Origin of the sequence: Streptomyces sp. NPDC047081 (assembly GCF_040643775.1) — a bacterium.
GTDB lineage: Bacteria > Actinomycetota > Actinomycetes > Streptomycetales > Streptomycetaceae > Streptomyces.
On sequence record NZ_JBEYUY010000007.1, the window covers coordinates 338,983 to 363,205 of the forward strand.

General features: G+C 71.0%; 22 protein-coding genes. 19 read left to right on the top strand and 3 right to left on the bottom strand.

Features of this window, described 5'->3' with window-relative positions; translation table 11 throughout:
• Positions 1-9 precede the first annotated feature (9 nt).
• The 17 genes from ABZ848_RS16695 (at position 10) to ABZ848_RS16775 (ending at position 19,171) form a co-directional block, all read left to right on the top strand.
• The gene (locus ABZ848_RS16695) at positions 10-1,263 is read left to right on the top strand and encodes a cytochrome P450 (protein WP_360831823.1); all 1,254 of its coding nucleotides are present in this window, start codon (positions 10-12) and stop codon (positions 1,261-1,263) included.
• Positions 1,264-1,462: 199 nt separating this feature from the next.
• Complete coding sequence (locus tag ABZ848_RS16700; RefSeq protein WP_360831825.1) at positions 1,463-2,236, top strand: SDR family oxidoreductase; 774 nt, start codon at positions 1,463-1,465, stop codon at positions 2,234-2,236.
• A 93-nt stretch (positions 2,237-2,329) separates the two neighbouring features.
• Positions 2,330-3,184: a MerR family transcriptional regulator gene (locus ABZ848_RS16705; protein WP_360831828.1), complete on the top strand. Its 855-nt coding sequence runs from the start codon at positions 2,330-2,332 to the stop codon at positions 3,182-3,184.
• Between the two features lie 65 nt (positions 3,185-3,249).
• Positions 3,250-4,020, top strand: coding sequence for a TetR/AcrR family transcriptional regulator (locus ABZ848_RS16710; RefSeq protein WP_360831831.1), 771 nt, complete (start codon positions 3,250-3,252; stop codon positions 4,018-4,020).
• 788 nt (positions 4,021-4,808) lie between these two features.
• Positions 4,809-5,051: an ABC transporter permease subunit gene (locus ABZ848_RS16715; protein ID WP_360831834.1), complete on the top strand. Its 243-nt coding sequence runs from the start codon at positions 4,809-4,811 to the stop codon at positions 5,049-5,051.
• Between the two features lie 115 nt (positions 5,052-5,166).
• Positions 5,167-6,984, top strand: coding sequence for a sigma-70 family RNA polymerase sigma factor (locus ABZ848_RS16720; protein WP_360831837.1), 1,818 nt, complete (start codon positions 5,167-5,169; stop codon positions 6,982-6,984).
• Positions 6,985-7,297: 313 nt separating this feature from the next.
• Complete coding sequence (locus ABZ848_RS16725) at positions 7,298-8,548, top strand: Rieske 2Fe-2S domain-containing protein (protein ID WP_360831840.1); 1,251 nt, start codon at positions 7,298-7,300, stop codon at positions 8,546-8,548.
• On the top strand, positions 8,548-9,510 hold the full coding sequence (locus ABZ848_RS16730) for a PDR/VanB family oxidoreductase (RefSeq protein ID WP_360831843.1): 963 nt from the start codon (positions 8,548-8,550) through the stop codon (positions 9,508-9,510). Before ABZ848_RS16725 ends, ABZ848_RS16730 begins: the two co-directional genes overlap by 1 nt.
• The gene (locus tag ABZ848_RS16735) at positions 9,507-10,001 is read left to right on the top strand and encodes a hypothetical protein (protein ID WP_360831846.1); all 495 of its coding nucleotides are present in this window, start codon (positions 9,507-9,509) and stop codon (positions 9,999-10,001) included. Before ABZ848_RS16730 ends, ABZ848_RS16735 begins: the two co-directional genes overlap by 4 nt.
• Positions 9,992-10,792 (top strand): alpha/beta fold hydrolase, encoded by an 801-nt coding sequence (locus ABZ848_RS16740; protein WP_360831848.1) that lies wholly within the window; start codon positions 9,992-9,994, stop codon positions 10,790-10,792. The genes ABZ848_RS16735 and ABZ848_RS16740 overlap by 10 nt, the downstream gene beginning before the upstream one ends.
• Complete coding sequence (locus ABZ848_RS16745) at positions 10,789-12,231, top strand: aldehyde dehydrogenase (RefSeq protein WP_360831850.1); 1,443 nt, start codon at positions 10,789-10,791, stop codon at positions 12,229-12,231. Before ABZ848_RS16740 ends, ABZ848_RS16745 begins: the two co-directional genes overlap by 4 nt.
• Before the next feature lie 45 nt (positions 12,232-12,276).
• The gene (locus ABZ848_RS16750; protein WP_360831852.1) at positions 12,277-13,380 is read left to right on the top strand and encodes an NDMA-dependent alcohol dehydrogenase; all 1,104 of its coding nucleotides are present in this window, start codon (positions 12,277-12,279) and stop codon (positions 13,378-13,380) included.
• Between the two features lie 33 nt (positions 13,381-13,413).
• Positions 13,414-14,205: a crotonase/enoyl-CoA hydratase family protein gene (locus ABZ848_RS16755; RefSeq protein ID WP_360831854.1), complete on the top strand. Its 792-nt coding sequence runs from the start codon at positions 13,414-13,416 to the stop codon at positions 14,203-14,205.
• Positions 14,202-16,187, top strand: coding sequence for an acetoacetate--CoA ligase (locus ABZ848_RS16760; protein ID WP_360831857.1), 1,986 nt, complete (start codon positions 14,202-14,204; stop codon positions 16,185-16,187). The genes ABZ848_RS16755 and ABZ848_RS16760 overlap by 4 nt, the downstream gene beginning before the upstream one ends.
• Positions 16,184-17,116, top strand: a complete 933-nt coding sequence (locus ABZ848_RS16765; protein ID WP_360831860.1) for a 3-hydroxyacyl-CoA dehydrogenase NAD-binding domain-containing protein — start codon at positions 16,184-16,186, stop codon at positions 17,114-17,116. The genes ABZ848_RS16760 and ABZ848_RS16765 overlap by 4 nt, the downstream gene beginning before the upstream one ends.
• A gap of 16 nt (positions 17,117-17,132) precedes the next feature.
• Positions 17,133-18,029, top strand: coding sequence for an amidohydrolase family protein (locus ABZ848_RS16770; protein WP_360831863.1), 897 nt, complete (start codon positions 17,133-17,135; stop codon positions 18,027-18,029).
• Entirely contained in the window at positions 18,026-19,171 is a 1,146-nt protein-coding gene (locus ABZ848_RS16775) for an acyl-CoA dehydrogenase family protein (protein WP_360831866.1), read from the top strand. The genes ABZ848_RS16770 and ABZ848_RS16775 overlap by 4 nt, the downstream gene beginning before the upstream one ends.
• Positions 19,172-19,186: 15 nt before the next feature.
• On the opposite strand, the gene ABZ848_RS16780 is transcribed toward ABZ848_RS16775, so the two are convergent.
• Complete coding sequence (locus ABZ848_RS16780) at positions 19,187-19,981, bottom strand: IclR family transcriptional regulator (RefSeq protein WP_360831869.1); 795 nt, start codon at positions 19,979-19,981, stop codon at positions 19,187-19,189.
• 193 nt (positions 19,982-20,174) lie between these two features.
• Here ABZ848_RS16780 and ABZ848_RS16785 point away from each other — a divergent pair, with 193 nt between their 5' ends.
• Both ABZ848_RS16785 and ABZ848_RS16790 read left to right on the top strand, forming a co-directional pair.
• Positions 20,175-20,516 (top strand): hypothetical protein, encoded by a 342-nt coding sequence (locus tag ABZ848_RS16785; RefSeq protein WP_360831872.1) that lies wholly within the window; start codon positions 20,175-20,177, stop codon positions 20,514-20,516.
• A gap of 93 nt (positions 20,517-20,609) precedes the next feature.
• On the top strand, positions 20,610-21,554 hold the full coding sequence (locus tag ABZ848_RS16790) for an RNA polymerase sigma-70 factor (RefSeq protein ID WP_360831875.1): 945 nt from the start codon (positions 20,610-20,612) through the stop codon (positions 21,552-21,554).
• 90 nt (positions 21,555-21,644) lie between these two features.
• Here the strand turns inward: ABZ848_RS16790 and ABZ848_RS16795 are convergent, their stop codons facing one another.
• Positions 21,645-22,391: an SDR family oxidoreductase gene (locus tag ABZ848_RS16795; RefSeq protein ID WP_360831877.1), complete on the bottom strand. Its 747-nt coding sequence runs from the start codon at positions 22,389-22,391 to the stop codon at positions 21,645-21,647.
• Between the two features lie 75 nt (positions 22,392-22,466).
• On the bottom strand, positions 22,467-24,167 hold the full coding sequence (locus ABZ848_RS16800; RefSeq protein ID WP_360831966.1) for an FAD-dependent oxidoreductase: 1,701 nt from the start codon (positions 24,165-24,167) through the stop codon (positions 22,467-22,469).
• Positions 24,168-24,223 lie beyond the last annotated feature (56 nt).

Here is a 24,223-nt window from a genome sequence, read left to right on the forward strand (position 1 = left end):
GAGTACGACATGACCTCGGCCGCCGGCCACGGTGACGAAGACCCGCAGGACTACCCCTTCGTGGGCGCCACCGCCCTCGAACCGCCCGCCCAGTGGGCCGGGTTGCGCGAGAAGTGCCCCGTGACGTGGGTACGCACCCCCGGCGGTGACGAGACCGCGCTGCTGACCCGCTACGCAGACGTCCGCAAGCTGTTCGCCGACCGCAGATTCCGCCGGAACCTGGCCGCGGAGGACACCGCCCGGCTGGGCGATTCCGAGGACGGCGGACTGTTCTACGACCCCGATCCCGGCGGAGAGGGCATATCGGAGGCCGACCACGGCCACAACGACCGATCCGATCACACCCGCTGGCGTGCCGTCCTCACCCGGGCCCTGACCGGTCGGCGGCTCGACGTACTGCGCCCCCGTATCGCCGCGAAGGCCGACCAGCTCATCGACGCCATGACCGCGCGCCCGGGACCCGCCGATCTGGTCAGTGCCCTCGCGAGGCCGCTGCCCCTGTGGGTGATCTGCGAGGCCCTCGCCATCCCGCACCGGGACCAGGAACAGATCCTGCGGTGGTCGACGGTCCTGCTCAGCCTCACTCGCTACTCGCAGAGCGAGATGGACCGGGCCGGGGGCGAGTTCTACGAGTACATGATCGCGCACATCGAGAGCAGGCGCGCCGACCCCGGCGACGACGTCATCAGCGAACTCACCGCGATCGTCGACGCGGACGACGGACGCTTCAACGAGCCCGAACTCGCGAGCGCGGGAATCGGTCTGCTCGTCGCCGGACACGAGACCACCTCCCAGATGATCGGCAAGATGACCGCGATGCTGCTCGCCGACCGCGACCGCTGGCGCGAACTGCTGGCCGACCCCGGGCTCGTACCCACCGCGGTGGAGGAAGCACTGCGTTTCGATGCCAACCACGGCTTCGCACTGCCGAGATACCTCTCCGCCGACATGGAGTTCGGCGGCACCACGGTCACCCGCGGTTGCACCGTCCTGGCCGAGATCGCCGCCGCCAACCGTGACGGGACCGTCTTCCCGAACCCGGACCGGATGGATCTGCGGCGCGCCCCCAACCCCCATCTCACCTTCGGATACGGTCCCCAGATCTGCGTGGGCCGTGAATTCGCCCGCACCGGACTGAGGACCGTTCTGGCCACCCTGCTCAAGAGGCTTCCGACGCTCGAACTCGCGGTACCGGCCCAGCAGTTGAAGCGTCGGTCAGGGATTCTGGTCGGCGGTCTGGAGGAGCTTCCGGTCCGCTGGTGACGGCCGGGGCTGCCGGAGCGGCGGCCGGCGCGCTGAGCTGAGTTGCCGGTGGGTGATCAGGCAGCGGGCGACGCGGCGGACCGGGTGGTGATCGTGGACGGTTCGCTCCTGCCGCTGCTGCAGTCGTTGGCACCCGCACGCGCCGGTTCAGCCACCGCCGACTTGAACCTCTCCCCGGGAGAGGGTCCAGGGTCGGGGCATGAACAGCGATGATCTCGACGGACGAGTCGCCGTGGTGGCGGGCGGCAGCAAGGGACTTGGGCTGGCGACCGCACACCGGCTCCGGGAGGCCGGGGCGCGGGTGCTCACCGTCGCCCGTACGGCCCCGGACAGACCCGGCTCCCTCTTCGTGAGGGCCGATCTGAGCATCCCCGCGGGCGTCGCGACCGCGGCCTCCGCGGTGGCCGAGCTTGTCGGCGTACCGGACATTCTGGTGCATGTCGTGGGCGGTTCCCGCGCCCCGGCCGGTGGACATGCGGCGCTCGACGACCAACTCTGGTCGCGGGAACTGGCGTTCAACCTCTTCCCGGCGGTCCGGCTCGACCGGCAGCTGGTCCCCGGGATGGTGGCCCGCGGGTCGGGTGCGGTCGTGCACGTGACGTCGATCCAGCGCCGTATGCCCCTGCACGACTCGACACTCGCGTACGCTGCGGCGAAGAGCGCACTGGCCGCCTACAGCAAGGGACTTGCCAACGAGGTCGCTCCGGCGGGGGTCCGCGTCAACTCGGTCGCGCCCGGCTTCATCCGCACCGACGGCGCCGAGCACCTCCTCGCCCGCCGGATGCGCGAGGGCCGCATCTCCCGTGAGACCGCCCTGGAGGACCTGATACGGGTGCTCGGCGGCATCCCGCTCGGGCGGCCCGCCGAGCCGGAGGAAGTGGCCGAGGTGATCGGCTTCCTGGTCTCGGACCGGGCCGGCGCGGTCACCGCCGCCGAGTACGTCGTCGACGGCGGTACCGTCCGCACGCTGTGAACCGCCGTCTCGTCGCGCGCTCTTCGACGACGAGGGCATACACGACGACGCTACCGCCGCAGCCGTCACAGCCTGAAAGGTGAGGAGGACCGCATGGGAGCACGGCTGACGATCGGGGAGTTCTCCCGGATCACGCATCTGAGCATCCGCACCCTGCGCCGGTACCACGAGCAGGGGCTTCTCGTCCCCGCCGAGGTCGACCCCGCCACGAACTACCGCTACTACACGCCCGCGCAGATCCGATCCGCGCTGACCATCAAGCGGTTCCGTGAACTCGACCTCCCGCTGGCGGACCTCCGGCGCTTCCTGGAGGCAGGGTCCGCCGGCAGGGACGAGGAGGGGCACAGTGCGGCGCAGCAGATCGTCGTATCCCACCTGCGTCGGCTCGAAGACCGACTCGGCCGTACGCAGCGGGCGGTCGAGGCGCTGCGGGAGATCCTCGACCCGCAGGCCGAGCGAGCCGTGAGCCTCGAAGTCCTCCCGGCACAAAGCGTGTTCGCCGTGACCGTCGACGTTCCGCCCGGGGCGGGGCCGAGTTGGTACGACGCCGCGATGCGCGACCTGGACGCGGCCGCCGTCGGCCGCCCGGTGCTCCCGCCGGGCGGCCGCTACCAGCACACGCTCTTCACCGAGGGCCACGGCCGCGCCACGGTCTACCTCCCCGCCGGAACACCGCTGCCCGCGCAAGCACCTGAAACCGTAAGGGAGTTGCGGCTGTCCCGGCGGACCGCCGCCGTCGCCACCCACCGGGGACCGCACGACGACCTCGACCTCACCTACGCCGCGATCGGCTCCTTCGCCGCCCAACACGGCCTGCGTGCCCGGGATCTCGTGGAGGAGACGTATCTCGTCGGTCCGCGCGACACCGAGCAGCCCGACCGCTGGCGCACCCTGGTCGCCTGGCTGATCACTCCCTCCGGCCAGGGTGACGCGAGTCGTGACCGGTGAACCTTTCGGCCCCTCCGAAGGGTGTCAGGAAAGGACGAGCGGCCGAACGAGGGAGTGAGCCCGCCATGTCACCGGCCCATCCGGGAGACGGTATTCGGCTGCGTGCCGACGCGGTACGCAACCATGCCCGCCTGCTGGACGCGGCGGCCCGGATCGTGCGGGAGGAGGGCGTTGCGCGCCTCACCATGGAAGCGGTCGCTGTGGCGGCGGGCGTCGGCAAGGGCACCGTGTTCCGCCGGTTCGGCGACCGCAAGGGGCTGATGGAAGCGCTGTTGCAGCGTTCGGAGGACGGGTTTCGGGCCACCTGCCTGCTGCCCGCGCCGCCCGATGCCGAGACGGCGCTCGAGCGACTGCGCGCGTTCGGCGTCGCCCTCGTCCGCCGCTACGCGGACGAGTACGAACTGCAACTGGCCGCCGAGCCACCCCCGCAGGAGCGCTACCGGTCCGCGACCCGTCGGCTGTACCAGGAGTGGGTCGTCGCCAACCTCCGTGCGATAGAACCCGATTGCGATGGCGTCCTGCTCGGCCGCGCGCTGCTGGGCTACCTGGAACCCGCGCTCATCTCGCACCTCACCCGGTCGCAGGGGCTCCCGCTCAAGCGGGTGGAGGACGGCTGGCTCGACCTGGTGACCCGCCTGCTCCGCCTCCCGGACTCTCTGGGGGCGCGGGGTGAGTGCGGGTGCGATACCGGCGTGGATTCTTCTTCCCGCACACGGGAGGACGGCCTTTCGCGTTCCCGTATGCGGGTCGCCGCTACCTGCTGTTCCGGTCCGGACGGAAGTCCAACGCCGGGCTGTTCATCGTCCCGGACGAGCAGGGCAAGCTCAACGTGCTGAAGAGCGCGGTGGACGCCGAGACCGCCACGGGCTCGTCCATCTCCGCCCAGGCGCAGAAGAACAAGGCGCAGTACGCCGCCGCGACCGAGTTCCTCACGTACTACTTCTCGGTCGGCACCGCCGACCTGATCGAGAAGACGGGAGCGCTCGCGCCGAACATCAAGGACTCCGCCAAGATCACGCGCAACACCTCGATCCCCGGAGCAGCAGCAGCTTCAACACCTTCATCCGGCAGACCCGCATCGAGATGCAGGACGGCCAGATCTCGGTCGACGGGGCCATCAAGAAGACCGAGGCCGAGTTCAAGAAGGACGCCGCCGTCTCCGCGGGCTGACCGGGTACAGGGTGAGGAAACATGAACGACCAGCAGCCGCGGCCCGCCGCGGGCGTGACCGAAGTCCGGGCGCGGGCGAACGGGCCGGCCATCCCGGCGCCACCCGCAGACAACCCATCGGGCGTGGCCGTGACGGCCGTTGCCCCGGCGGCGACACCCAGGAGGACCCACCGCTTCGACCGCCGGCGGCGGACGATGTTCCTGTTCATCCTTCCCGCCCTGGCCGTCTACCTCGTGGTGGTCAACGCGCCGTCCGTCCAGTCGCTCCAGCTCAGCTTCACGAACTGGGACGGCATCAGCGCGACGTACGACTACGTCGGACTCGGCAACTACGACGAGATCTTCACCAGCGGGCGGTTCTGGAACGCCGTCCGGAACACGCTGCTGCTCGGTCTCGGCTCGGCCTACCTGCCGGCTCTCCGGCTTCGCCAACTCCGCTCTGCAGGACGCGGGGTTGGGCAGCAACACCACCCTCATCTGTCTCGCCAACCTCCAGTCGGTGCCGCAGGAACGCGTCGAGGCCGCCCGCATCGACGGGGCGTCCCGGTTCCAGGTCTTCCGCTACGTCACCTGGCCGATGCTCGCCGGCGCGGTGACGGTGAAGGCGAGCCTCGCGCTGTTCCTGTCCGCGGCCTGCGCCTCCTGCGTGGTCGTCGTGAACACCGCGTACGGTTTCGGTGGGCGGGCGGAGGTCTGATGGCGGCCCGACCATGCGCGCAACGGCGGGCGTGAGGAAGTGATATCCGTGGGTCCTGTACCCGGTCTCCTAGACGTTCGGATGGTTCGTTCATTCCTGCGAGGGCGGAGGCTTCATGGTGGAGGACCACGGGCTGCGGTTGGTGGCCGCGGCCAGGCAAGGTGATCAGCGAGCGCTCGACGAGCTGATCGCCTCGTATCTGCCGCTGGTCTACAACATCGTCGGCCGTGCCCTGCAGGGGCACGCGGACGTGGACGACGTGGTCCAGGAGACGATGCTGAAGGTGGTCAACGGCATCTCGGGGCTGCGCGACCCGGCGGCGTTCCGCTCCTGGCTGGTGGCGATCGCGATGCGCGAGATACGCGACAGCAGGGGGCGCCGCGGGCGGCTCGTCGGTGACGGGGGTATCGACGAGGTGCAGGGAATCGCGGACCCGGGGGCCGACTTCGTCGACCTGACGATCCTGCGGCTGGGCCTGTCCGACCAGCGCCGTGAGACCGCGGAGGCGACGCGCTGGCTGGACGAGGCCGACCGGGACCTGCTCGCCCTGTGGTGGCTGGAGGCCGCGGGCCAGATCACCCGCGGTGAACTGGCGGACGCGCTGGAGCTGAACCCCGCGTACGCCGCCGTACGGGTGCAGCGGATGAAGGCGCAGCTGGAGACGGCCCGGACGGTGGTCCGCGCGGTGTGGGCCGCGCCGCGCTGCGGGAGCCTCGACACGGTGATCCGGGACTGGGACGGGCAACCGTCCTCGGTGTGGCGCAAGCGGCTGGCCCGGCATGTGCGCGAGTGCGCCGAATGCTCCGCGCGCCAGGGGGAGTTGATACCGGCCGAGAGCCTGCTCGCCGGCATCGCGCTGGTACCGCTGCCGATGGTCGGCATCTATGCCACGGCCCACGCGTGGTCGAGCCGGGGAGCCGACGAGGCGTCGCCCGGTCCTTCGCCGCGGCCGTCACGGCGCAAGCCGCGTGCCAGGCGGTCCCGTTGGGCGGCCTCGAAGCCGGTCGCCGCATCGGTGGTGCTCGCCACCGCGTGCGCGGCCGGTGCGATCGCGGTGGCCGGTCACGCGGACCCCGCGTCGCCCGGCACCGCGCAGACCGCGGACAAGGCCGCCGCCGGAGTGGTCACCACGCCGTCGGCCTCCTCGTCGGTCTCCGCCTCACCCTCACCGTCGATCTCGGCGTCCAGGAAGCCCAGCGCGGCGGCCACCACGCGGACGACGCCGAGCCCCTCCGCCTCGAAGACCAAGGCGTCGCCGGTCTACGGCCAGACCGTCGACACCGTCGACGCCGCCCCCGACGTCAACGCCAAGCCGGCGGCCCTTCCCAAGCGGCCCGACGGCACGTTCACCGTCACCGGCAAGTACTCCGAGCCCTTCAAGGGCTCCCTGGGCGGCCGGTACCTGCTGTTCTGGCCGCAGCAGTACGTCACCGTCACCGGCAAGGGCTATCTCTCCATCCGCTACGAGATCGGCTGGTTCAACCGCACCGGCGAGATGATCATGCCGAGCTGGACCGGTCTGAAGGGCAAGCTCTTCCACGTCGCGTCCGGAGGCGGGCGCCGGATGGACGACACCCACCCCGGCGAGACCGCCGACAGCACCTGGATGGGCAACAAGAAGGCCGGCTACGTCACCCTCCCCTCGGGCGCCCAGCAGATGTGGAACAACGAGTACTTCTACCTCGACGGCACCGTCACCCTGACGCTGAACCAGGGGTACGCCGACTACAACCTCTCCCTCACCCCGTACACCTGGGAGCAGGTCAACACGGACATCAACACGGCCCCCAACCCGGCCAAGGGCATCGTCCGCTACGGCCTGACCCGTGACACCGGCACCGACGCCGCGCCCGTCCCGCAGTACCTGACCCGCGCGACCCCCGCCAAGCCGTGGACCGTGCCCCAGCACTCCAAGGTGACCCCCACCTCCTGAGGAACCTCGTCCGCCACCCCCGTCACCTGCCGGAAACCCTCCCGACACATCCCGCTTCTCATTGAATGGAGTCGCCCTGGAAGGGCCTCCGCGGGCGGAGCCATAGTCATCCGCGAGCGGAGCCTCCGGAGTCTCCAGGGACCCCGACGCCACCGCTCGTGACCGACTACTCGGGCACGACGAAGTGCCGACGCGCCATGGCCGGCTCACACCCGGCCGGGCGTCGGCAGAGCGGACGACACCCGGCTCGGCGGCCGACGCCGACGCGTCCCGTCACCGGTTTCCGGTGGCGGCGGGAGATGGGATGGGTGGCATGACGGAAACGGTGACGGGCGGCAACGCCGTCGGCTCCATGACACTGAGTGGCACCGGCTACGACCAGAAGCCGGAGTCCACGCAGCTGGAGCTGGTCCAGGTCGGCAGGGGCACTCCCTATGGCGAGGTGCTGCGCCGCTACTGGCAGCCTGTCGCCCTGTCGAGCAGCGCCACGACCACGCCGACCCCGCTGCGGATCCTCGGCGAGGATCTCATCCTCTTCCGCACCCGCCGCGGCGTCCCCGCGCTGATGTCGCCGCGCTGCGCGCACCGCGGAGCCTCCCTGTTCTACGGGGGAGTCGAGGACGACGGCATCCGCTGCTGCTACCACGGCTGGGTCTTCGACCCCCAGGGGCACTGCCTGGAGCAGCCGTGCGAGCCGGACGGCGGGCGGCACCGGGAGCGGGTCCGCCAGCCCTGGTACCCCGTGCGGGAGTACCACGGCCTGATCTTCGCCTACATGGGACCGCCGGACGCCGTGCCGGACTTCGTCCACTGGGACGTGCTGGAGGAGCTCGACCCGGGCGAGACGGTCATCGCCGACGACAACAGCTTCAGCGGCGGCGGCCCGAAGGAGCTGGACTTCAACTGGCTCAACCACTACGAGAACGTCCTCGACCCGTTCCACGTGCCGATCCTGCACGCCCGGTTCAGCGGGGTCCAGTTCATCCCCGAGATGGGGATCCTCCCGGAGTGCCGCTTCTCGTACACCGACCAGGGCGTCGGCTGCTACTCGGTGCGCGAGCTCGACGACGGGCGGCGGCTGTACCGGCTGAGCGAGGCCGTCTTCCCCAACGTCCGGGTGATCGCCAGCCCCCGGATGACCTCGATGGGCCCCTCACGGCTGCTCGGCTGGGTCGTCCCGCGCGACGACACCCACTTCGTCATCTTCACGCTGGCCCGGGTCACCGACCCGGACGCCCTCGCCAAGGAGCGGACGCTCCAGGGCGGCAAACCGTGGGCCGAGCTCACCCCGGAGGAACACCAGCGCTATCCCGGCGACTACGAGGCGCAGAGCAGCCAGGGCGCTCTGCCCGTGCACTCCCGGGAGACCCTGACCACCACCGACCAGGGCATCACCATGATCCGCCGCCTGATGGCCAAGCAGATCCGGGCGGTGCGCGAGGGCCGCGACCCGATCGGTGTCTCGCACACCGGCAAGGACGTCACGGCCGAGGTGAAGGCGGGCGTGTGGTTCGACGACGCGCCCTGGCTGACCGACGAGGCCCGCCGGAACGGAGAGGTCTGATGGCGGCCTCGCCCGAACGCCGGGTGCTGGTGCGGTCCATGACCCTGGAGAGCGAGGGCGTCCTGTCCCTCGAACTCGTCGACCCGGCCGGTGCCGCCCTCCCCGACTGGCAGCCGGGCGCCCACGTCGATCTGCACATGGGCGGCCACGTCCGCCAGTACTCCCTCTGCGGCAGCCCGCGGGACACCCGCCGCTACCGGGTCGCGGTGCTCCACGAGAAGGACGGCCGCGGCGGCTCCGACTTCGTGCACACCGGGCTTCGGCCGGGTGACGTGATCGGCATGTCCGGCCCGCGCAACGCCTTCCCGCTGGTCGACAGTCCCCGGTACGTCTTCGTCGCCGGCGGGATCGGCATCACCCCGATCCTGCCCATGCTGGCGGAAGCCGGGGCCCGGGGTCGGTCCTGGCGGCTGCTGTACGGGGGCCGCCGTCGCGCCTCCATGGCCTTCCTGGGCGAACTCGAACCGTACGGCGCGCAGGTCGCCGTACGCCCCGAGGACGAGTACGGACTGCTGGACCTGGAGCGGGAGTTGGTGCCCGAGCCGGACACGGCCGTCTACTGCTGCGGCCCCGAGCCGCTGCTGCGCGCGGTGGAGGCGCGCTGCGCCGCCTGGCCGGCCAGCGCCCTCAGGGTCGAGCGGTTCGCGCCGCGCGAGCCGACCGCCGAGGAACGCGCCGAACGCGCCGCCCACGACGGCGACTTCACCGTCGTACTCGCGCGCAGCGAGCGGGAGTTCGAGGTGCCCGCGGGCTGCTCGATCCTGGAGATCCTCGAGAAGAACGACGTCTTCCCGCCGTCCTCCTGTCTGGAGGGCACCTGCGGCACCTGTGAGACCACCGTCCTGGAGGGTGTCGCCGACCACCGCGACAGCATCCTCGACGACGAGGAACGCTCGGCCGGCGAGACCATGATGATCTGCGTCTCCCGGTCCCGTTCCCCGAGGCTGGTGCTGGACCTGTGAACGGGACACCGGCGGCGCGCCCCGGACGCCCGGTGGCCGCGCTCGACGTGGACGGCGTCGTCGTACTGGAACATCCCGAAGTCCCGGTCGAGCGCCGGTCGGTCAGTGCCTACGGCCGGTGGCGGCGCGAGGTGCTCGTGCCGCGGGTGGCGGCGGCGCGGCTGGCCCGGCTGGCGGAGTTCTTCGACTGCGTCTGGGTCAGCGCCTGGTCGCACACCGCTCATCCGGCACTGCGCGAGGCCCTCGGCCTGCCCGAGCAGGAGTGGCCGTGGCTGGGCGCCCAGTTCGACAAGCTGCCCGCCATCCGTGACTTCGCGGCGGGACGGCCGTGGATATGGATCGACGACGGGATCGACGATCTCGGCGTCCGCCCCGACCCGCCGGACGGCCTCCTGGTCCGGGTCCGCCCGGGCCACGGCCTCGCCGACGTCGACCCGGAGGCCCTTTTCAAGAAGCTCGACCGCACACCCTTGGAGGAACGATGCTGGTAAGCGCGCGTGGCGTCCGGATCAACGTGCTCGAGCACGGATCGGGCGACCCGGTGATCCTTCTGCACGGGGTGGGGTGCACCGCCCAGACCCTGACGCCCCAGCTCGAAGCGCTGGCGCCGACCCGGCGAGCGCTGGCCGTGGACTTCCGCGGCCACGGGGCGTCCGACCGGACCTACGGCCGCATGTCCCTGCGGGACTACGCCGACGACGTGCTGGCGGTGATGTCGGAGCTCGGGATCGACAGAGCCGCCGTCGTCGGCGTCTCGATGGGCGGCATGGTCGCGCAGGCCATGGCGCTCTCGGCGCCCGACCGGGTCACCGCCCTGGTGCTCGCGGACACCTGTGCGCGAGCGGACGCCGAGATGGCGGCCGGTATGAAGGCCGTCGGCTCCCTCGCGGCGACGGAGGGCATGAAGACGGCGGCCGAGCACGTCAAACCCGTGACCTTCTGTGCCGCCGCCCTGGTGGAGAACCGGCCCTATGTCCAGGAGTTCGAGGAAGGGTTCCGTGCCAACGACCCGCTGACGTTCGGTGTCGCCATGGCCGCGCTGGCCGAGCTCGACTTCCTCGACGACCTTCCCCGCATCACGGTTCCCACGCTGGTGCTCGTCGGCGCCGAGGACGTCCTGACGCGGCTCGAGTACTCCGAGGCCATCGCCGCGGCCGTGCCGGGGGCGGAGCTGCGTGTCATCGAGAAGGCGGGCCACCTGTCGAACCTCGACCAGTCCGAGGTGTTCAACGACCACCTGATCCGGTTCCTGGACGGGACGCGCCAAGGGGAGACCGCATGACCGTGGAACACCGCGAGTTGTTCATCGGGGGCGAGTGGACCGCGCCGGCCACGACCGGCCGGATCACCCTCACCTCTCCCAGCACGGAAGAAGCGGTCGGCTCCGTCCCCGAGGCGGTGGAGGCCGACGTGGACGCGGCGGTCGCCGCAGCACGCCGCGCCTTCGACGACCCGCAGGGCTGGGCGAGTTGGGACAACGCCCGCCGCGCCGCCGCCCTGCGCAGCCTCGCCGACGAACTCGAACGGCGTACCGACGACATCGCCCGGCTCGTCAGCCTGCAGAACGGCATGCCGATCCAGCTCTCCCCCCTGCTGGAGGGAGGGTTCCCCGTCCGCATCTACCGGTGGTACGCGGACCTCGTCGAGCGGCAGGCGGTCGAGGAGGAGCGGCCCCGTGCCCGTGGCGGAGCGACCCTGGTGCGCCGGGAGCCCGTCGGTGTGGTCGGCGCCATCGTGCCGTGGAACTACCCGCAGGGCCTCGCGGCCTTCAAGCTGGCGCCCGCGCTCGCCGCCGGCTGCACCGTCGTACTGAAACCCTCACCGGAGACGCTCCTCGACACGTATCTGTTCGCCGAGGCGGTCGCCGCCTCCGGCCTGCCGGCGGGCGTCGTCAGCATCGTGCCCGGCGGCCGCGAGACCGGCGCGTACCTGGTGGCGCATCCGGACGTGGACAAGATCGCGTTCACCGGGTCCACGGCGGCCGGCCGCTCCATCGCCGAGACCTGCGGACGGCTGCTGCGCCCGGTCACCCTCGAACTGGGCGGCAAGTCGGCCGCGATCGTCCTCGACGACGCCGACCTGGACCTGGGGCGGATGGGCCGGGACCTGTTCGGGGCGACCTTCATGAACAACGGCCAGACCTGCCACCTCAGTACCCGCATCCTGGCTCCCGCCTCGCGTTACGCCGAAGTGGTCGACACCTTCGCCCAGTTGGCGTCCTCACTCACCGTCGGGGACGCCCTCGACCCGGCCACCCGGATCGGGCCGATGGTCACGGCGGCCCACCGCGACCGGGTCGAGGGCTATATCGCCAAGGGCCGGGCCGAGGGCGCCCGCCTGGTCACCGGCGGCGGGCGCCCCGGCCACCTGGAGCGCGGCTGGTTCGTCGAGCCGACCGTGTTCGCCGACGTCGACAACCGGTCCGCGATCGCCCAGGAGGAGATCTTCGGGCCCGTCCTCGCCGTCATCCCCTACACGGACGAGGACGACGCCGTACGGCTGGCCGACGACTCCCGCTACGGGCTCGCCGGTTCGGTCTGGACCGCCGACCCCGAGCGCGGCCGGGCGGTGGCCCGGCGGCTGCGCACCGGAACGGTCGGCGTCAACGGATACACCCCCGACATCGCCGCGCCCTTCGGCGGGGTCAAGGACAGCGGACTGGGCCGCGAGCTGGGGCCGGAGGGCCTGAGCGCCTACCAGAACCTCAAGTCCGTCTACTGATCCGCTCAGCGAGCCATTGATCCTTACCGCGAGGAGAACCCAGCCATGAAGACCAAAGCCGCGGTGGTGCTCGCACCGCAGAAACCGTTCGAGATCGTCGAGCTCGACCTCGACGGACCCAAGGCCGGCGAGGTGCTGATCCGCGTCGAGGCGGCCGGCCTGTGCCACTCCGACCTCCACATGCAGACCGGCGAACTGGCCCCGCGCTACCCCTGCGTCGGCGGCCACGAAGGCGCCGGCGTCGTCGAGGAGGTCGGCCCCGGCGTCACCAAGCTCAAGCCGGGCGACCACGTGGTGTGCAGCTTCATCCCCAGCTGCGGCCACTGCCGCTACTGCGCGACCGGCCGGCAGAACCTCTGCGTGCTGGGCGCGTCGACCTCGGGCGCCCTGCCCGACGGCACGTTCCGTTTCCACGACGGCGGCACCGACTTCGGCGGGATGTGCATGCTCGGCACCTTCAGCCAGTACACGACCGTCTCCGAGCACTCGGTCGTCAAGGTGGACCCCGGCATCCCCCTGGACGTCGCCGTCCTGGTCGGCTGCGGGGTGCCGACGGGCTGGGGCAGCGCCGTCTACGCGGGCGGCGTCCGCCCCGGTGACACCGTGGTGATCTACGGCATCGGCGGCATCGGCATCAACGCCGTGCAGGGCGCCCGCCACGCCGGAGCCCTGAACGTGGTCGTCGTGGACCCGGTGGCCGCCAAGCGGGACACCGCACTCGACCTCGGAGCCACGGCGGCGTTCTCGAACGCCGACGACGCGCGGGTGGCGATCGCCGATATCACCCGCGGGCAGATGGCCGACGTCGCCATCGTCACCGTCGGCGCGACCACCGTGATCTCGGCCGCCTTCGCCGCCATCGGCCGGGGCGCCACCATGGTCGTCATCGGCATGGGAGACGTCACCAAGGCGACCGTCCAGCTCTCCGGCACGCTGCTCACGCTGCAGGAGAAGACGATCAAGGGCTCGCTCTTCGGCTCCGTGAACCCCTCCCACGACATCCCCAAGATGCTCGACCTCTACCAGGCCGGCCGGCTGCGCCTGGACGAGCTCGTCACCGGCCGCTACCGCCTCGACGAGATCAACGAGGGCTATCGCGATCTCCAGGACGGCAAGAACATCCGCGGCATCGTCGTGCACGAGCACTGACAGGCGCCCCGTACTTTTCCTGATGGGACCAACATGAACGCATCGAGCTGGAATCTTCCTGCCTCACTGCGCGTGGAAGAGCGAGGCCCGGTGGCCGTCCTGACGCTCTCCCGGGCGCACAAGCGCAACGCCCTCGACGACGCGACCGTCCAGGGTATCGGCCGCTTCTTCGACGCCGTGCCCGAACGGGCCCGGGCGGTGGTGATCGCCGCCGAGGGCGACCACTTCTCCGCCGGGCTCGACCTCGGTGAGATGAGCGAGCAGGGCGCGGTCGTCGGCATCCACCACTCCCGTATGTGGCATGCGGTGTTCGCGAAGATCCAGGGCGGTGGCGTGCCCGTGATCGCGGTGCTCAAGGGCGCGGTCGTCGGCGGCGGCCTTGAGCTGGCCGCCGCGGCCCATCTCCGGGTCGCCGAGCGGTCGGCCTTCTTCGGCCTGCCGGAGGCCTCGCGCGGCCTGTTCGTGGGCGGCGGGGCGTCGGTGCGGGTCTCCCGGCTCGTGGGCGTGCAGCGGATGACCGACATGATGCTCACCGGCCGCGTCCTCGATGCCGAGGAGGGACTGCGGGACGGTCTGGTGGACTACCTCGTCGACGAGGGGCAAGGGCTCGACCGGGCACTGGAGCTGACCGAGCGGATGGCCGGCAACTCGCCGATGAGCACCTACGCGATCCTGCACGCCCTGCCGCGCATCGCCGAGGCCGACCCCGAGACGGGACTGCTCATGGAGTCGCTGATGGCCACCGTCGCGCAGAGCACCGAGGAGGCCAGAGAGCGCATGAACGACTTCCTGGCGGGCCGGGCCGCGAAGGTGGCGCAGCGATGAGCGAGATGACCCTCCCGGCCGTACCCGAGATACTCCACGAGCCGAACCCGCACGCCGTCGAGAAGGCCCGCGTGCAGGACTTCCTGCGCTGGCTGCACACGGAGCGCGGACAGGATCTCTCCTCGTGGGAGGAGCTCAGGCACTGGTCCGTGGACAGCCTGGAGGACTTCTGGCAGAGCGTCTGGGACTACTTCGGCGTACGGGCCCACACCCCGCCGACCGCCGTCCTCACCGACCGCGCCATGCCCGACGTCCGCTGGTTCCCCGGCGCCACGCTCAACTACGCCGAACACTGCGTCGGGCAGCCCGAGTCCGCCGACACCGTCGCGGTGATCGCCGTGTCGCAGACCCGTGACCGCACCGAGCTGACCTTCGCGGAACTCGCCGAGCGGGTGCGTCGCGCCCGTGCGGGGCTACGGCGTCTCGGCGTCACCCGGGGCGACCGGGTGGCGGCCTATCTGCCGAACGTCCCCGAGACGCTGGTCGCGTTCCTCGCCACCGCGAGCCTCGGCGCCGTCTGGTCCGCCTGCGCCCCGGAGTTCGGCGCGCGCAGCGTCATCGACCGCTTCGAGCAGATCGAGCCCAAGGTGCTGCTCACCGTCGCCGGATACACGTACGGCGAGAAGCGGATCGACAAGCGCGCGGAAGTCGCGGAGCTGCGTGCCGCGTTGCCCTCCGTGGAGCACGTCGTGCACGTGCCGTACGGCCCGCTCACGGTCGAGGACGCCGTCCCGTGGCCGGAACTCCTCGCCGACACCGACGAGACGCTCGCCTTCGAGCCGGTCCCGTTCGACCATCCGCTCTACGTGCTCTTCTCCTCCGGTACGACGGGCAAGCCCAAGGCCATCGTGCACGGCCACGGCGGCATCCTCCTCGAGCACCTGAAGAACCACGCCTTCCACTGGGACCTGGGCCCCGGCGACCGTCTGCTGTGGTTCACCACCACGGCCTGGATGATGTGGAACAAGCTGGTCTCGGCCCTGCTGGTGGGCAGCGGCCTGGTGATGATCGACGGCAACCCGCTCCACCCCGACCTGCGGTTCCAGTGGCAGCTGGCGTCGGAGACCGGCGCGACCCTCATGGGCGCGAGCCCCGGCTACCTGATGTCCTGCCGCAAGGAGGGCGTACGCCCCGACGAGGAGTTCGACCTGTCCTGTCTGCGCCAACTGGGCGTGGCCGGCAGCCCGTTCGCCGCCGAGGGCTTCCACTGGGTGTACGAGCAGTTCGGCGACCGGGTGCTGCTCAACGTCGGTTCCGGTGGCACGGACGTGTGCACCGGGCTGGTCCAGGGGTCCCCGCTCCAGCCGGTCCACGTCGGTGAGATGGCCGGCACCAGCCTGGGCGTCGACGCGAAGGCCTTCGACGAGCGGGGCGAGGTCGTCGTCGGTGAGCTGGGCGAGCTGGTGATCACCTCGCCGATGCCGTCGATGCCGGTGGGTTTCTGGGGCGACGAGGACGGCAGCCGCCTGAGGGCGGCCTACTTCGAGGACTTCCCGGGCGTCTTCCGCTTCGGCGACTGGTGCCGCTTCACCGAGGCGGGTTCGTGCGCCATCACCGGCCGCTCCGACGCGACCCTCAACCGGGGCGGAGTGCGCCTGGGCACCGGCGAGTTCTACCGCGTGCTGGAGGACGTGCCACTGGTGGCCGACTCCGTCGTCGTCCATCTCGAGGACTCGCAGGGCGGCATGGGCGAACTCCTCCTCTTCGTCGTGCCGGCCCCCGGCGTGGACGTCGACGACGAGGTGCGGGCACGCCTGGTCAAGGAGATCCGTACGGCCCTCTCGCCCCGCCATGTGCCGGACCTGATCGTGCCGGTGGCCGCCGTGCCCTACAGCAGGACCGGCAAGAAGCTGGAGGTGCCGGTCAAGAAGATCCTCCGCGGCGCCGCTCCCGACGAGGTCGCCTCACCGGGAGCCCTGATGGACCCGAGCGCCCTCGACTCCTTCGTCGCGTACGCCCGTACCCGCCGGGAGTCCCGGTGAGCCGCGTCGCGGTCGTCGGCACCGGCGTCATCGGCGCCGGCTGGGCGGCCCTCTTCCTCGCGTACGGCCATGACGTCGTGGCCCACGACCCGGGCGAGGGCGCGGAGGCGCGGCTGAGGGAGGCCGTGGCGCAGGCCTGGCCGGCTCTGGAGCGCCTGGGTTTGGCGGAGGGGGCGTCGCCGGAACGGCTCACGTTCGCCGGGGAGCTGGCGGACGCCGTCGCCGGGGCCGAGTTCGTGCAGGAGAGCGGCCCCGAGCGGATCGACCTGAAACAGAAGCTGTTCGCCGACCTCGACGCGGCCACGCCGTCCGGCACGGTCATCGCCAGCAGCTCCTCCGGACTGACGCCCAGCCGCCTGCAGGAGATGTGCGGCAACGCCCCCGAGCGGGTGCTCGTCGGCCACCCCTTCCACCCGTCCCATCTGATCCCGCTCGTCGAGGTCGTCCCGGGCGCCAGGACGACGGACGCGGCCGTACAGCGTGCGCTGGACTTCTACACGAGCCTCGGCAAACGCCCGATCCATGTACGCCAGGAGCTGCCCGGCCACGTCACGAACCGGCTCCAGGCCGCGCTGTGGCAGGAGGCATACTCCCTCGTCGAACGCGGGGTGGTCAGCGTCGCCGATGTGGACGCGGCGATCTCCCAAGGCCCGGGACTGCGCTGGGCGTTGCTCGGACCGCTGGTCAACCAGCATCTGTCGGGCGGCGCCGGGGGCATGGCCCACACCCTGGAGCACCTCGGCCCGCCCGCCGAGGAGTGGATGAAGGACCTCCGCCCCGCACCCCTGACCCCCGCCCTGGTCTCCCTCCTCGTGGACGGAGTCGACGACGAACTCGCCCACGTGGACCAGACGGAGATGGTCGCCCAGCGCGACGAACTGCTGGTGGCCCTGCTGCAACAGAAGCGCGGCCACCGCGCACTGCCCTAGAGAGCCGATGCCAACCATGACTGTCCACACCCCCCGCCTCGACCCCGACGCCCTCGTCGCCGTCGACTTCCACACCCACGTGGAGGCCGACGGACACGGCCACTTCTCCCTCGACCAGGAGCTGTTGGACGCCTCGGCGGCCTACTTCCGCGGCGACCACAACCGCACACCCACGGTCGGCGACCTCGCCGCGTACTACCGCGAACGCGACATGGCGGCCGTCGTCTTCACCGTCGACGCCGGCCGCGGGCTCGGCCACCCGCCGCTGTCCAGCGAGCACATCGCCGAACAGGCCGCCGAACACGCCGACGTACTCGTCCCGTTCGGATCGGTGGACCCCCAGCGCGGCGCGGACGCCTGCCGACAGGCGCGCCGCCTGGTCGAGGAGTACGGGGTCCGCGGCTTCAAGTTCCACCCCGGTCTCCAGGCGTTCTCGCCCGCCGACCCCGCGTACGCCCCGCTGTGGGCGACCCTGGAGGAGCTGGGCACCATCGCCCTCTTCCACACGGGGCAGACCGGGATCGGCGCCGGGCTGCCGGGCGGCCGGGGCATCAAGCTGCGCTACTCCGACCCGCTGCTGCTCGACGACATCGCAGCCGACCACCCCGCTCTGCGCATCGTGATGGCGCACCCCGCCGTGCCCTGGGTCGACACCCAGATCTCCATCGCCACGCACAAGGCCAACGTCTTCATCGACCTGTCGGGCTGGTCCCCCAAGTACTTCCCGCCCCAGCTCGTCAGGCAGCTGAACGGCCCCCTGCGGCACAAGGTCCTGTTCGGCTCCGACTTCCCGGTGATCACGCCGGACCGCTGGTTCGCGGACTTCGCCAAACTGGATGTGAAGGAAGAGGTCAAGCCGTTGATCCTCAAGGAGAACGCCCTGCGCCTGCTCGGTCTGGGCGGCACGGCATGAGCGCCCCGACCCACGGCCTGGGCGAGGACCACGCCGAACTGCGGGCGGTCGTACGGCAGTTGTGCGAGGAGCAGGTCGCGCCGCACGCGTCCGAGGTGGACGCGAACGGCGCCTTCCCCGAGGCGTCCCTGAAGGCGCTGGCCGAGGCCCGGATGCACTGCGTCACGCTCCCGGAGGCCTACGGCGGTGAAGGCGGCGACCATCTGGCGGGCGTCGTGGTGGCCGAGGAGGTCGCCCGCGCCTGCGCCACCACCCAGCAGGTCATGGGCGCCGACGAACTCTTCTCCCTCCCGCTGCTCCTCGGCGGGAGCGAGGAGCTCAGGCAGCGGTATCTGCCGCGCATCGCGTCGGGGGAGTGGCTGGGCGCGTTCGCGCTGTCCGAGCCCGACGCCGGCTCGGACGTCGCGGCGATCTCCACCCGGGCCACGGCGGCCGACGGCGGCTGGCTGCTCAGGGGCACCAAGCGGTGGATCACCAACGCGGGCCGGGCGGACGTCTACGTCGTGTTCGCCTCCGTGGATCCGGAACTGGGGGCCCGGGGACTCGGGGCCTTCGTCGTCGAGGCGACCGACGAAGGGCTGTCCTTCGGGGCTCCGGAGAAGAAGATGGGGCTGAAGGGCTCCCCGACCTGCGAGATCTACCTCGACGACGTCTTCGTGCCCGCCGACAGGCTGGTGGGCGAGCCCGGCCAGGGCATGAAGCTGGCCCTCGCCACCCTGGACCGCACCCGGGCGACCGTCGCCGCGCAGGCCGTCGGCATCGCCCAGGGCGCCCTGGACTGCGCGACCGCCTACCTGAAGGAACGCAGGCAGTTCGGGCGGCCCCTGGCGGAGTTCCAGGGCCTGCAGTTCATGGTGGCCGACATGGAGATGCAGGTCCGCGCCGCACGTCAGCTGACCTACGCGGCGGCCCGCGAACTCGACGCGCACGGCGGGGACATCACCACCGCCGGTGCCGTGGCCAAGTGCTTCGCCTCGGACACGGCCATGAAGGTGACGACCGACGCGGTCCAGCTCCTCGGCGGCTCCGGCTACGTCCGTGACTTCCCGGTCGAGCGGATGATGCGGGACGCCAAGGTCACCCAGATCTACGAGGGCACCAACCAGATCCAGCGCATCGTGATCGCCCGTTCGCTGCTGTGACCGGGATCCCGGGCATCAGTCGGTCATGTATCTGACCCTGCGCGGCTGCACGGGCTTCGGCGCCTGCAGGGCCCGGCCGATGCCCCGGGCGCCCGCGAGCAGCACGGGGATGTGCTCGCTGGGGACCGCCCCTTCGGAGGGGATGACCACTCCGAGCGACGCGACCACGCGACCGTCGGCGCCGCGGACCGGGACCGCGATGCCGAGGGCACGCGGATCGATGTAGCCGTCGCACACCAGCCAGCCCTCACGTCTAGCGCCGGCCCAGATCCGGCGCAGACTGTCGGCGTCGGCCGGCGTTCTGCCGGTGAAGCGGACCAGCGAGCCGGAGAGCACCTCCTCCTGCAGCGCCCGGTCGGCGTTGGCCAGCAGGACCAGGCCGCCCGAACCGGTGTGGGCGGGCATCCGCCTGCCCACGGCCAGCAGGATGCCGTCCAGGGCGTGCCGCGCCCTGAGCTGCTCCACGACCAGCACGTCCGTGCCGTCGAGCACCATCAACTGTGTGTGCTGACGGGTCGCCGCGTGGATGTCCTCCAGATACGGCATCGCCGCCTCACGGAGATCACGGGCACGCGCACCCAGCGACGCGAGCTCCCACAGGTGCATGCCGATCCGCACCTGGCCCGCTCCGGTCCGCTCCAGGAAGCCCACCTCGACGAGCTGATTGACGAGTCGGTGGGCGGTCGGGACGGGCACGTCGGCCTTGCGGCCGATCTCCGCGACGGTCAGCACGGGATGATCGTGGTCGAAGGCCTCCAGAACCCGTGCCGCCCGCGCGATCACGGACTCGTGAGCGTCCGAACGTGCCATTGAGTCCTCACCGGAAACCGCGAGCGCGACCGGGGACGTCCCAGGACTCCCCACTTGTGATGGATGCTTTCACGCCACATGCCCGCCGGGCCAGTGCCGGTCGGCCACCGTGCATGTCACATTCCACGGCCCTGGGCAGTCTTAAAGGCGTAGGTGGGGTTCTCGTTCGCATCGGGAGTATCGGGAGTACGCCATGGACGCACATGACGAGGCCGCCCGCGGTCTGATCGACATCGAGGGATTTCTGTACCGGAACGCTCATCTGGAGGCGGCGCGTCGGCGCGTGGCGGATTTCACCGCGCGGGCGCGGGAGCTCAGCCCGGAGCAGAAACTCGAAATAGAGCAGTGGTATCTCGACGAGCAGCAATACGTCGCCCGCATGGTCACCGATCACATCGCCGACAGCATCAGCACGGTGGAACGGCGACACCACGCCCGGATCCGCCAGTGGATGCGCGGAACCCTCACCGCGATGGTCCTCGTCACTCTGGCGATGGTCACATGCGTCGTCGTGATCCTCGCCTCGACGGGCTGAAGAAATTCTCCCGATTCCTGTCACAGAAGCGGTGCGGCCCCGGTCTGTGCAGCGGATGCGGCAGACGACGCGGAGCAACGGAGGCCGAAGCACATGCATCTCGAACCGTCCCCCACGGCAGGTGACAGCCTCGATCAGGCGGTTTCCGTCTTCGTCCGGCACCGCGGGCGACTCTTCGGCATCGCCTACCGCATGCTCGGCAGCGCGGCCGAGGCCGAGGACGTGGTCCAGGAGGTGTGGCTGCGCTGGCAGAAGGCCGACCGCTCGGCCGTGGCCAACCCGGTGGCGTACCTGTCGAGCGCCACGACCCGTCTCGCCATCAACGTCGCGCAGTCGGCGCGCGTACGCCGGGAGACCTACATCGGCCCGTGGCTGCCGGAGCCCGTCGACACCAGCTCTGACCCGGAGGTCGGCGCCCAGCGCGCCGAGGCCGTGGGACTGGCGCTGCTGCTGGTGCTGGAGCGGCTGACCCCGGTCGAGCGCGCCGCCTATGTGCTGCGCGAGGCGTTCGACTACGCCTACGCCGAGATCGCCGAGATCCTCGAACTCAGCCTCGTCAACGTGCGGAAGATCGTGAGCCGGGCCCGCCGCCACCTGCTGGACGAGCCGCGCGAGAGCGTCGACGCGACCGAGCACCGGCGCCTGCTGAGCGCCTTCGTCTCGGCGGCCCGGACGGGAGACGTGGCCTCGCTGGAGGCTCTGCTCGCCCCGGACGCGGTCAGCCTGTCCGACGGCAACGGCATGCGGGGCTGCGCCCGGGTGCCGGTGCTGGGCCGTGCCCGCGTCGCACACCTGGCGACGTATCGGCCGCTGTGGCGGGAGGCGGAGCCCAGGCTGGTCGATGCCAACGGTCGTACGGGCGTACTGGTTCACCGCGACGGCTGGCCCACCGTCCTGCTGACGATGACCGCCTCGAAGGACGGCATCCACCAGCTGATGTGGATCTTCAGCCCGAGCAAGATCGCCGCCTTCCGCCACTCGCGTTCCCGCTTCACGGCCGCCCCCGGCGGTTCCAGGACCGCAGCTTCTCCGGGTTGAGCACGACCCAGACCTGCACGCCCGTACAACCGGTGGCCCTCTCCCTCCCGAAGGGATCCGTGAGGAGAGGGCCACCCGGAGAGGACCGAACTACTTCTGCTGCGCCAGCCAGTCCGCGAACCTGGTCTCCCCGGTCTGCGCGTCCGGACCCGGCAGGAGCGTGTTCTCCTCCAGCGGGGCGCCCCAGTACGTCGCCTCCGGGTCCGTGACGATCTTGCGGGGGTCGTCCGTGGCGGAGAGCCCCATGCGGATGAACTCCTCCAGCTCGAAGGCCTCGGGGCCGCCCACCTCGACCGTGCCGTTCACCGGTGCGCCCACCGAAGCGCGTGCGACCGCCGCGGCCACGTCGTCGGAGACGATCGGCTGGATCCTGGCGTCGGGCAGGTGCACGGTGTCGCCCTGGGTGACCCCGTCCGCGAGCCCCTTCGCGAACTCGAAGAACTGGGTCGCGTGGACGATGGTGTAGGGCAGGCCGGACCCCTTGATCAGGTCCTCCTGGACCTGCTTGGCCCGGAAGTACCCGCTGCCCTGGAGCCGGTCGGTGCCTACGACGGACAGCGCCACGTGGTGCGCCACACCGGCCTCGGCCTCCGCCTTCAGCAGGTTGGTCGTGGAGGTGCGGAAGAACTCCATGACGTCCTCGTCGGCGAACGAGGGCGAGTTCGACACGTCGACCACGACCTGCGCGCCCTTCAGGACCTCGGCCAGACCCTCGCCCGTCAGCGTGTTGACGCCGGTGTTGGGCGAGGCCGCGACCGCCTCGTGCCCGTGCTCGCCGAGCCTCGCGACCACCTTCGTGCCGATGAGCCCGGTACCACCGATCACTACGACCTTCATGACGGAATTCCTTTCGGGTGTTTCTGATGCCTGCACAAGGAGAGACAGGGCAGGAATGCTGTTTGTGACACGGATTCACTCGACGAGTTTTCCCTCGGTCGAGATATCGTCCATCAGCACGGAAATCTCGCCGGGAACGGACGGAATGCTTTCACGGGTGACACCGGTTTCCGGAGACCACACGAGATTCACCTGAAGCGCGGGATCCGCGTCGGGAAAGTCGCTGCGGTTGTGGCAGCCCCGCGTCTCGCGCCGCTCCAGCGCCGATTCCAGCGTGGCCCGGGCCGCCAGCGCGGCCGACCTGAGGTCGAAGGCGTGCGCGAGGTCCTGGTGGCCGGCGATGTCCGGGTGGACGCCGACGTCCTCCATCCGCTTCTCGATCACCGCCAGCTCCGCGAGCCCGGCGCGCAGGCCCTCCTCGTCCCGTACGACTCCGGCGTGCTCGGTCATCGTGTTGCGGATGGCGCGTTGCAGCGCGCGCACGTTCTCCCGGCCGTCGGCCGCGAGCAGCTCGTCGACCTCGGCGCGGGCCGTCGCCTCGGCCGCCGCCGACCGCGGCTGCGCGCTGAGGGACCGCGAGTACGCAGCGGCGGCCTGCCCGGTGATCCGGCCGTAGACCAGCAGCTCGATCAGGCTGTTCCCGCCGAGCCGGTTGGCCCCGTGCAGCCCGCTGGAGGCCTCGCCGATCGCGTACAGGCCGCGTACGTCCGTGCTGTGGTCATCCGGGCGCACCCACACCCCGCCCATCGAGTAGTGCGCGGTGGGCGCGATCTCGATCGGGTCGCGGGTGACGTCCAGCATCTGGAGGTCCAGCAGCGTCTGGTAGACGCGCGGCAGCCGCGTCATGATCGTCTGCCGTGGCAGATGGGAGACGTCCAGCCACACCCCGCCCTTCGGGGTGCCCCGGCCCTCCTTGATCTCCGTGTACGAGGCCAGCGCCACGCGGTCGCGCGTGGACAGCTCCATGCGCTCGGGGTCGTAACGCGCCATGAAGCGCTCCCCGAGCGCGTTGCGCAGGATGCCGCCCTCACCCCGGGCGGCCTCGCTGACCAGCGTGCCGGCCGCGTTCTCCGGCTCGATGATCCCGGACGGGTGGAACTGCACCAGTTCCGCGTCGCGCAGCCGCGCCCCCGCCTCCACCGCCAGCCGGAAGGAGTCGCCCGTGTTCTCGTCGCGCCGCGAGGAGGTCCGCCGCCAGATCCGGGTGTGACCGCCCGCGGCCAGGATCACCGCGTCGGCGTGGATCAGGTACCGCTTCCCGCTGGCCAGGTCGAAGCCGTACGCGCCGAACACCGCGCCCTCGTGCACCAGCAGCCGGGTGATGTACACCCCCTCCAGCACCGGGATGCCGAGCTGCCCGGCCCGCCGCACGAGGGTGCGCTGGATCTCCAGGCCCGTGTAGTCCCCGGCGAACGCGGTCCGCCGGAACTTGTGCGCGCCGAAGAAGCGCTGCGAGATACGGCCGTCCTCCTCCCGCGCGAAGGCCATGCCGTAGCGCTCCAGGTCGTCGATGCCCCGGGCGGCGCCCCGGGTGACGATCTCCACGGTGCGCGGGTCGGCGAGGAGGTAGCTCTCCTTGAGGGTGTCGGCGGCGTGCTGCTGCCAGCTGTCCTCGGGGTCCATGGTGGCCAGCGCCGCGTTGATGCCGCCGGCCGCGAGCGCCGTGTGGGCGTCCTCCTTGGGCCTCTTGCCGACCGCCAGGACGTCGATCCCGGCCTCGGCCAGCTCGATCGCCGCCCGCAGACCGGCTCCGCCGGTGCCGATGACCAGCACCATGGTCGCGAGACGTTGTTCTGTGATGGCCACGGTCCACTCCGATCGCCTGGGTCTTC

Coding starts and splice junctions, on each gene's coding strand:
- ABZ848_RS16800 (WP_360831966.1), bottom strand. CDS start 24,167: ATGGTGCTGGTCATCGGCACCGGCGGAGCCGGTCTGCGGGCGGCGATC.
- ABZ848_RS16750 (WP_360831852.1), top strand. CDS start 12,277: ATGAAGACCAAAGCCGCGGTGGTGCTCGCACCGCAGAAACCGTTCGAG.
- ABZ848_RS16780 (WP_360831869.1), bottom strand. CDS start 19,981: ATGGCACGTTCGGACGCTCACGAGTCCGTGATCGCGCGGGCGGCACGG.
- ABZ848_RS16695 (WP_360831823.1), top strand. CDS start 10: ATGACCTCGGCCGCCGGCCACGGTGACGAAGACCCGCAGGACTACCCC.
- ABZ848_RS16790 (WP_360831875.1), top strand. CDS start 20,610: ATGCATCTCGAACCGTCCCCCACGGCAGGTGACAGCCTCGATCAGGCG.
- ABZ848_RS16770 (WP_360831863.1), top strand. CDS start 17,133: ATGACTGTCCACACCCCCCGCCTCGACCCCGACGCCCTCGTCGCCGTC.
- ABZ848_RS16720 (WP_360831837.1), top strand. CDS start 5,167: ATGGTGGAGGACCACGGGCTGCGGTTGGTGGCCGCGGCCAGGCAAGGT.
- ABZ848_RS16760 (WP_360831857.1), top strand. CDS start 14,202: ATGAGCGAGATGACCCTCCCGGCCGTACCCGAGATACTCCACGAGCCG.
- ABZ848_RS16740 (WP_360831848.1), top strand. CDS start 9,992: ATGCTGGTAAGCGCGCGTGGCGTCCGGATCAACGTGCTCGAGCACGGA.
- ABZ848_RS16745 (WP_360831850.1), top strand. CDS start 10,789: ATGACCGTGGAACACCGCGAGTTGTTCATCGGGGGCGAGTGGACCGCG.
- ABZ848_RS16725 (WP_360831840.1), top strand. CDS start 7,298: ATGACGGAAACGGTGACGGGCGGCAACGCCGTCGGCTCCATGACACTG.
- ABZ848_RS16785 (WP_360831872.1), top strand. CDS start 20,175: ATGGACGCACATGACGAGGCCGCCCGCGGTCTGATCGACATCGAGGGA.
- ABZ848_RS16700 (WP_360831825.1), top strand. CDS start 1,463: ATGAACAGCGATGATCTCGACGGACGAGTCGCCGTGGTGGCGGGCGGC.
- ABZ848_RS16795 (WP_360831877.1), bottom strand. CDS start 22,391: ATGAAGGTCGTAGTGATCGGTGGTACCGGGCTCATCGGCACGAAGGTG.
- ABZ848_RS16705 (WP_360831828.1), top strand. CDS start 2,330: ATGGGAGCACGGCTGACGATCGGGGAGTTCTCCCGGATCACGCATCTG.
- ABZ848_RS16775 (WP_360831866.1), top strand. CDS start 18,026: ATGAGCGCCCCGACCCACGGCCTGGGCGAGGACCACGCCGAACTGCGG.
- ABZ848_RS16730 (WP_360831843.1), top strand. CDS start 8,548: ATGGCGGCCTCGCCCGAACGCCGGGTGCTGGTGCGGTCCATGACCCTG.
- ABZ848_RS16710 (WP_360831831.1), top strand. CDS start 3,250: ATGTCACCGGCCCATCCGGGAGACGGTATTCGGCTGCGTGCCGACGCG.
- ABZ848_RS16755 (WP_360831854.1), top strand. CDS start 13,414: ATGAACGCATCGAGCTGGAATCTTCCTGCCTCACTGCGCGTGGAAGAG.